General features: G+C 66.1%; 7 protein-coding genes. 6 read left to right on the top strand and 1 reads right to left on the bottom strand.

Annotation, left to right across the window (positions count from 1 at the left end):
- The 5 genes from ACV4UX_RS15925 to ACV4UX_RS15945 all read left to right on the top strand — a co-directional run.
- Window positions 1-463 (top strand): hypothetical protein (locus ACV4UX_RS15925; RefSeq protein WP_491594266.1); only part of this gene is annotated, 463 nt, incomplete at its 5' end.
- Window positions 464-808: 345 nt separating this feature from the next.
- Window positions 809-1,270 (top strand): RrF2 family transcriptional regulator, encoded by a 462-nt coding sequence (locus ACV4UX_RS15930; protein ID WP_491594267.1) that lies wholly within the window; start codon window positions 809-811, stop codon window positions 1,268-1,270.
- 117 nt (window positions 1,271-1,387) lie between these two features.
- Window positions 1,388-2,689 (top strand): cytochrome ubiquinol oxidase subunit I, encoded by a 1,302-nt coding sequence (locus tag ACV4UX_RS15935; protein WP_491594268.1) that lies wholly within the window; start codon window positions 1,388-1,390, stop codon window positions 2,687-2,689.
- 16 nt (window positions 2,690-2,705) lie between these two features.
- A complete protein-coding gene (gene cydB / locus ACV4UX_RS15940) occupies window positions 2,706-3,734 on the top strand; it encodes a cytochrome d ubiquinol oxidase subunit II (RefSeq protein ID WP_491594269.1) in 1,029 nt (342 codons plus the stop codon).
- A gap of 120 nt (window positions 3,735-3,854) precedes the next feature.
- Window positions 3,855-4,604: a substrate-binding periplasmic protein gene (locus ACV4UX_RS15945; RefSeq protein WP_491594270.1), complete on the top strand. Its 750-nt coding sequence runs from the start codon at window positions 3,855-3,857 to the stop codon at window positions 4,602-4,604.
- A gap of 206 nt (window positions 4,605-4,810) precedes the next feature.
- On the opposite strand, the gene ACV4UX_RS15950 is transcribed toward ACV4UX_RS15945, so the two are convergent.
- A complete protein-coding gene (locus ACV4UX_RS15950) occupies window positions 4,811-5,239 on the bottom strand; it encodes a FlxA-like family protein (RefSeq protein WP_491594271.1) in 429 nt (142 codons plus the stop codon).
- Window positions 5,240-5,439: 200 nt separating this feature from the next.
- Here ACV4UX_RS15950 and ppsA point away from each other — a divergent pair.
- Window positions 5,440-7,258: phosphoenolpyruvate synthase (ppsA, locus tag ACV4UX_RS15955; RefSeq protein WP_491594272.1), on the top strand; the 1,819-nt coding region annotated here is incomplete at its 3' end.

Consider the following 7,258-nt stretch of genomic DNA (forward strand, 5'->3'; position numbering starts at 1 on the left):
CGCGTATCCCGTGCCGGACCCCACCACACTCAACGGGCGTCGCGTCGCCTTCTCCTACCTGCACGGCCGGGCCTATTCCGTGCTCTACTGGCTGGACATCCTGGCCTGCCTGCTCATCGACTGGCTCATCCGCCTGGAGAGCCGCATCCATGCCCCCAAATTCCTGGCCCAGCTGGGCGACTACTCCTACACGCTCTACCTCATCCACTCCAACATCATCATCCTGGTTTTCTACCATTGGAAGCTCAGCACCGGCACCCCGCCCGGCACCATCGCCGGGCTCATTGCCTTCGTGCTCTGCATGGGCGGATTCTGGTACCTGGGCCAGGTGGACGTAAGGCTGCACAAGTACTTGAAGTCCCACGTGAACAAGGCCCTTGCCGACGGGTGGGCCGCCGCCGGGCGACGCTACATACGCGAGCCCCTGGCCGCCCTGATGTCCTCACGCTCGTCCAGGGACTGACCCCGCACCCGGCTGACGCCGCTCATGCAGCCGGGGCGCGCTCCGCCCGGGCATCCGGCGCCTTGCCTCAGCCCCGTTTAAGCGCGCCGCCGTGGGACATGTCGTCCCATCCCGCACGATCCGCACGACGGCCTCTCGCGGTCGGCCTGCTTACGCCTGCAATCCGTCGCCTTGCCCCGTTTTGAGCGTTCCGGCCCGTCTCAAGTCCCGGCCACCCGCCCCACTCCCGGCTTCGCGCCCTCCGCGCCGCTTCCGGCCCACTTTTTCGCTGCCTTGCGTTGACAGGCTGCCTCGCCCAGGATATAGGACAAATCGGCTCCTAATTATCCGCATTGAGGACAGGCCATGAAGCTCACACGCGCCGCCGAATACGCCATCCGCTGCGTGCTCTACCTCTCCCGGCATGCCGCCGGGCAGCTGGTCAGCCGCAGGGAGGTGGCCGAGGCCATGGACATCCCCCCGGCATTCCTGGGCAAGATCGCCCAGGGTCTGGCCCGGGCCGGGGTGCTCGTGGTGCGCCAGGGCGCGCAGGGCGGATATCTTCTCGCGCTTCCCCCCAGGGATATTTCTCTGTTACGGGTGGTTGAAGCCATGGACGGGGAGATCCTGCTCAACGAGTGCCTGGCCAGTCCTCACCACTGCGGCATGAGCCCCACGTGCCCGGTTCACGGGGTGTGGGCCGGGGCGCGCAAGCGTTTCCGGGCGGACCTGGCCTCGGTGAGCTTTGCCGACCTGGCCGGTTGCCCGGAGCCGTGCGCGGGTGGGCTCTGCTCCGCCGGATGTTCCGGGGCGGAGTGCGGGAACTGACGTTTCCGGCCGCGAGGCCGGGCAAGAGTGCGCCGCGAACGGCGCGTCATGGATTCAACCAGGGCCAGCGGTTGGCCCGGACAACCTTGTAACCGGCCAGAACAGGAGAGAAGGCGCATGGATACCCTGATGCTTTCCCGTTTGCAGTTTGCCGCCGCCGTCTTCTTCCATTTCATCTTCGTTCCGCTGACGCTGGGCCTCTCCATCATCGTTGCCCTCATGGAGACCCGTTACGTCCGCACCGGAGATGAAATCTACAAGAAGATGACGAAATACTGGGGCAAACTCTTTCTCATCAACTTCGCCCTGGGCATCGTCACGGGCATCACGCTGGAATTCCAGTTCGGAACCAACTGGTCACGCTATTCGGCCTACGTGGGCGACATCTTCGGGCCGCTCCTGGCCATCGAGGCCTCGGTGGCCTTCTTCCTGGAATCCACCATGCTGGGCGTGTGGGTCTTCGGCTGGGACAAGCTCTCCAAGAAGAAGCACTGCGCCGCCATCTGGATGGTGGCCATCGCCAGCAACCTCTCGGCGCTGTGGATCATCATCGCCAACGGCTTCATGCAGAATCCCCTGGGCTACGTGATGCGCAACGGCAGAGCGGAACTCGACGATTTCTGGGCGCTCATCACCAACCCCTACGCCTGGGGCGAGTACGCGCACGTGCTCACGGCGGCCTACCTGCTCTCGGGCTTCTTCGTGATGGGCGTGTGCGCCTGGCATCTGATGCGCAAGAACGAGGTGGACTTCTTCACCCGCTCCTTCAAATACGGCGTGTCCTTCGCGCTGATCTTCTCCGTGCTTGCGGCCCTGGCCGGGCACGCCCAGGGCAACCTGGTGGCCAAGCTCCAGCCCGCCAAGCTCGCGGCCCTGGAAGCCCAGTGGAACACCGAGAAGCGCGCGCCCCTGCACCTGCTGCTCGTCCCCGGCGACGCCGAGAAGGGCAACCTGGTGGAGGCTCTGCCCATCCCCGGCGGCCTCTCCTTCATCGCCTACAACGACATCAACGCCGAAGTGAAGGGCCTCAAGGACTTCAAGCCCGAGGACCGTCCTCCCGTGGCCATCACCTTCTGGAGCTTCCGCATCATGGTGGGCCTGGGCACGCTGTTCATCGCCCTGGCGGCGTTCGCCTGGATCAAGCGCAACGATCTGGTGAACCAGCCGCGCCTGCTCAGGGCCCTGCTCTGGGTCATCCCCCTGCCCTACATCGCCATCGACTGCGGCTGGGCCGTGGCCGAGGTGGGCCGCCAGCCGTGGATCGTCCACGGGCTCATGCGCACCAAGGACGCCGTCTCGCCCGTGGAGCCCTCCCAGGTGGCCGTGTCCCTGGCGGCGTTCATCGTGGTCTACGCCATCCTTGGCGCCATCGACATCTACCTTCTGGCCAAGTACGCCAAGAAGGGTCCGGTCCACTAACACGGAGGGATGAGACATGGATCTCGGAACCATCTGGTTTCTGTTGTGGGGCGTGCTGTGGGCCGTCTACTTCGTCCTGGACGGCTTCGACCTGGGCGTGGGCATGCTTGCCCCCGTGCTGGCCGGCAGCGACACGGAGAAGCGCATCCTGCTCAACTCCGTGGGACCCTTCTGGGACGGCAACGAGGTGTGGCTGATCACCGCCGGCGGCGTGACCTTCGCGGCCTTCCCCGGCACCTACGCCGTAATGTTTTCGGCGCTCTACACGCCCTTGATGCTTCTGCTCTTCGCCCTGATCTTCCGGGGCATCGCGTTCGAGTTCCGCTCCAAGATGGAGTCGCCCGCCATGCGTTCCCTGTGGGACAAGATCCACTTCCTGGGGAGCTTTCTGCCCTCCCTGCTTCTGGGCGTGGCCTTCGCCAACATCTTCCAGGGCATTCCCATCGACAAGAACGGCATCTTCCAGGGCAACCTCTTCACCCTGCTCAACCCCTACGGCCTGGCGGGCGGCGTGCTCTTCGTGCTGGCCTTCCTGATGCACGGCGCGCTCTTCCTGGCCTGCAAGACCGAGAACCCCATCCGCGACAGGGCCATCCGCGTGGCGGAGAAGCTCTGGGCGGCGCTGCTGGCCGTGGCGGTGCTCTTCCTGGTGTTCTCGGCCGTGGCCACCAAGCTTTTTCTCAACTACATCGAAAATCCGCTGCTCTTCGCGGTGCTCGCCCTGCCGGTGGGCGGCCTTCTGATGCAGCGCGTGTACATCGGGCAACGGCGCATGCTGGCCGCCTGGACCGCCAGCGCCGTAACCATCGCGGGCGTGGCGCTCTTCGGGGTGCTGGGCATCTACCCGGCGCTCCTGCCCTCGTCCCTGGACCCCGCCTTCTCCATGACCATCGCCAACAGCGCCTCCTCGCCCCTGACGCTGAAGATCATGCTCACGGTGGCGCTCACCTTCGTGCCCATCGTGATCCTCTACCAGGCCTGGGTGTACAAGACCTTCTCCCACAAGGTGACCGAGAAGGACGTGGACTACCACGAAGCCTACTAGCGCGAGCCTGAACTCCAACCACGAAGCCCCCGGAGCGCGAGCGCCGGGGGCTTTCCCCTTTTCGCCCTTTACCTGCCTTGCGCGCGGGCGTATGGAAGGCAACGATCCAGGGAGGTTCCCATGAACCGACGGACGTTCCTTCTCGCCTGTCTCGCGGTGTCGCTCCTGAGCGTCAGCGCCGGGGCCGAGCCCTTGCTCGTCATGTTCGACAAGGCCAACCCGCCCTTCATGTACGCCACCGTGGACAACAAGGCTGCGGGCGTCTATCCGGCCCTGGTGGCCGAGGCCTTCTCGCGCATGGAGCAGCCTGCGGTGCTGGAGGTCCTGCCCTGGAAACGCGCCCTGCACTTCCTGGACACCGGGCGCGGCGGACTGGCGGGCCTCTACATGACCGAGGAGCGCCTGAAGCGCTACGACTACAGCGAGCCCCTGCACACCGAGACCACGCTCGTGGTGCAGCGCGCCTCCGACCCCTTCCCCTTCCTTGGCCTGGAATCCCTGCGCGGACGCGCCGTGGGCGTGTTGCGCGGCTGGTCCTACGGAGACGAGTTCGAGAAGGCCCGCGCCGCCGGGCTCTTCACCACCGAGGAGGTGGAGGGCGACGCCCAGAACTTCGAGAAGCTCCTGGCCGGGCGCATCGACGCGCTCCTTGCCGTGAAGGAATCGGCCGAGACCTACATGGCATCCTCGGCCTCCCGGGAAAAGTTCACCGTGCAGGAGCGGCCCTTCGCCCGCAACAACGCCTACCTGGCCTTCTCGAAAGAGTCCCACATGCGGGACTTCCTGGACAGGTTCAACAAGGCGCTGGCCGAGATGCGCCGCGACGGCGCGTGGGACTCCATCCTCAAGAGCATCTTCGAGGGGCGCTGACGCACAACGCGGACGGGGGCGCCCCCCTCCTCGTGTTGCGTTCACAATAACCGCCCCTACGGATTGCCAAGTCAACCAATCGGAACAACAGACTTTCATTTCGAAACACATTTCGGACTTTCAAAACAGCGACACTAGCCGGACCCGCAGACGACGAAAGCCCCCGGACCGCCGGTCCGGGGGCTCGCCGCGCGGAGGGAACCCTTCTACGTCAGGCTGCTGGCCAGTCCCTGGGCCTTTGTTCCGCCCATCACGCTGCCGCCCGACTGCTCCTGGAGCTTGGCCAGCTGGTCGTTGAGCTGGATCATCTGGTTCTGGAGCATCATGATCTGCTGCTGCTTCTGCTTTTCGGGCAGGTCGCCGTTCTTGATCTTGTCCATCTGCTCCTTGAGCTTCTCGATCTGGTCCTTGAGGCTCTCGATCTGGCTCTCCACGGAGGTCTTGTCCGACGTGCCCGCCTTGGTTGTGAGCTTGGCGGCCTCCTGCTTCCCGGCCTCGGAGAGGGACACGGTGTCGCCCTGGCCTGCCGTGGCCCCGGATGCGCCCTGAGCGGCGTCCTGCGCGCCGGTCTTGAGGGTCCCGCCCAGGGGCGAAAGCGTCCTGTCCGAGCTGAGCAGCGTGCTGGCGATGTTCATGGCGTCCGGTCCGGTTGACGGTTGTTACTCTGGAACTCATCGGCAGCCGCAGCCGCAAGTTGAGGGGCGCAGAAAGAGAATGCCGTTCGCACACGGAACGCTTCCCCCGTCATTTGCCGGAAGAAACGCAGCCGCCCCCCCTTCAAGCTTCCGCTGCGGCGTGCTAGGCAGAAGGCAAACGACCCTCCTGGAGGCTTTCCATGGACAAGGGCTCCGCGCTGATCCTCTGGTTCGAGGACATCTCCATCGACGACGTGCCCCTCGTGGGCGGCAAGAACGCCTCCCTGGGCGAGATGGTGCGCGAACTCGCCCCCAAGGGCGTGCGCGTGCCCGGCGGCTTCGCCGTCACCGCCCGGGCCTACCGGCTCCTCCTGGAGCACAACCGCGCCGAGGAGCGCATCAAGGACGTGCTCCGGGACCTGGACACCCGCGACATGGAGAACCTGGCCCAGCGCGGCCGCAAGGTGCGCACCATCATCCGCTCGTTGGCCTTCCCGCCCGAACTGCGCGCCGCCATCGAAGAGGCCTACGCCGTCATGGAGCAACGCCACGGGCCGGGCTGCGACGTGGCCGTGCGCTCCTCCGCCACCGCCGAGGACCTCCCCGACGCCTCCTTCGCCGGACAGCAGGAGACCTACCTGAACATCCACGGCGCGGAAGAGCTCCTGGAGGCCTGCCAGCGCTGCTTCGCCTCGCTCTTCACCAACCGGGCCATCTCCTACCGCGTGGACAAGGGCTTCGACCACTTCGCCATCGCCCTCTCCATCGGCGTGCAGAAGATGGTGCGCTCCGACCTGGCCTCGGCGGGCGTGATGTTCTCCATCGACACCGAGTCGGGCTTCCGCGACGCCGTGACCATCACCGGGGCCTGGGGCCTGGGCGAAAACGTGGTGCAGGGCGCCGTGAGTCCCGACGAATACTGCGTGTTCAAGCCCACCCTGCGCGCGGGCTTCCGGCCCATCCTCCAGCGCAAGCCCGGGGACAAGGCCATCAAGATGGTCTACACCGACGACGCCAAGTCCCCCACCAAGAACGTGGAGGTCCCCCAGGCCGACCGCACCCGCCTGGTGCTCGCGGACCACGAAATCCTGGAACTGGCCCGCATGGCCATGGTCATCGAGGAGCACTACTCGACCAAGGCCGGGACACCGCGCCCCATGGACATCGAATGGGCCAAGGACGGCCGCTCCGGGGAGCTCTACATCGTCCAGGCCCGGCCCGAGACCGTGCACTCCCTCAAGGACGCCAACGTCCTGCGCACCTACCGGCTCACGGGCCTGGGCGAGGTGGCTGCGCGCGGGCGCGCCGTGGGCGAGATGATCGGCAGGGGCCTGGCCTGCGTGATCAGGGAAGCCGCCAACATCAAGGCCTTTAAGCCCGGCAGCGTGCTCGTCACCGACATGACCGACCCCGACTGGGAGCCCGTGATGAAGACGGCCTCGGCCATCGTCACCAACCGTGGCGGGCGCACCTGCCACGCGGCCATCGTCTCGCGCGAGTTGGGCATCCCCTGCGTGGTGGGCGCGGGCGACGCCACCGAACGCATCCGCGACGGCGAGCCCGTCACCGTGGACTGCTCCCAGGGCGCGGAGGGTCTGGTCTACCACGGGCTTCTGGACTTCGAGGTGCAGACCGTCAACCTGGGCGAGATGCCCAGGCCCCGAACCAGGATCACCATGAACCTGGCCGCCCCGGAGCAGGCCTTCGAGAAGAGCTTCATTCCCAACGACGGCGTGGGTCTGGCGCGCGTTGAGTTCATCATCAACTCCGCCATCCGCGTGCACCCCCTGGCGCTTCTGCGCTTCGACCAGCTCAAGGACCCGGCCGCGCGGGAGGCCATCGAGGCCATGACCCGGGGCTACGCGAACAAGGCCGACTACTTCGTGGACAGACTGGCCGAGGGCGTGGGCATGCTGGCCGCCGCCTTTTATCCCAAGCCCGTCATCGTGCGCCTGTCGGACTTCAAGTCCAACGAGTACGCCAATCTGATCGGCGGAGCGCAGTTCGAGCCCCGCGAGG

Source organism: Fundidesulfovibrio sp. (assembly GCF_058402725.1).

Bases quoted from the DNA above. Each gene is read 5' to 3' on its own strand.
- ACV4UX_RS15930 (WP_491594267.1), top strand. From the start codon at position 809: ATGAAGCTCACACGCGCCGCCGAATACGCCATCCGCTGCGTGCTCTAC.
- cydB (WP_491594269.1), top strand. From the start codon at position 2,706: ATGGATCTCGGAACCATCTGGTTTCTGTTGTGGGGCGTGCTGTGGGCC.
- ACV4UX_RS15935 (WP_491594268.1), top strand. From the start codon at position 1,388: ATGGATACCCTGATGCTTTCCCGTTTGCAGTTTGCCGCCGCCGTCTTC.
- ACV4UX_RS15945 (WP_491594270.1), top strand. From the start codon at position 3,855: ATGAACCGACGGACGTTCCTTCTCGCCTGTCTCGCGGTGTCGCTCCTG.
- ACV4UX_RS15950 (WP_491594271.1), bottom strand. From the start codon at position 5,239: ATGAACATCGCCAGCACGCTGCTCAGCTCGGACAGGACGCTTTCGCCC.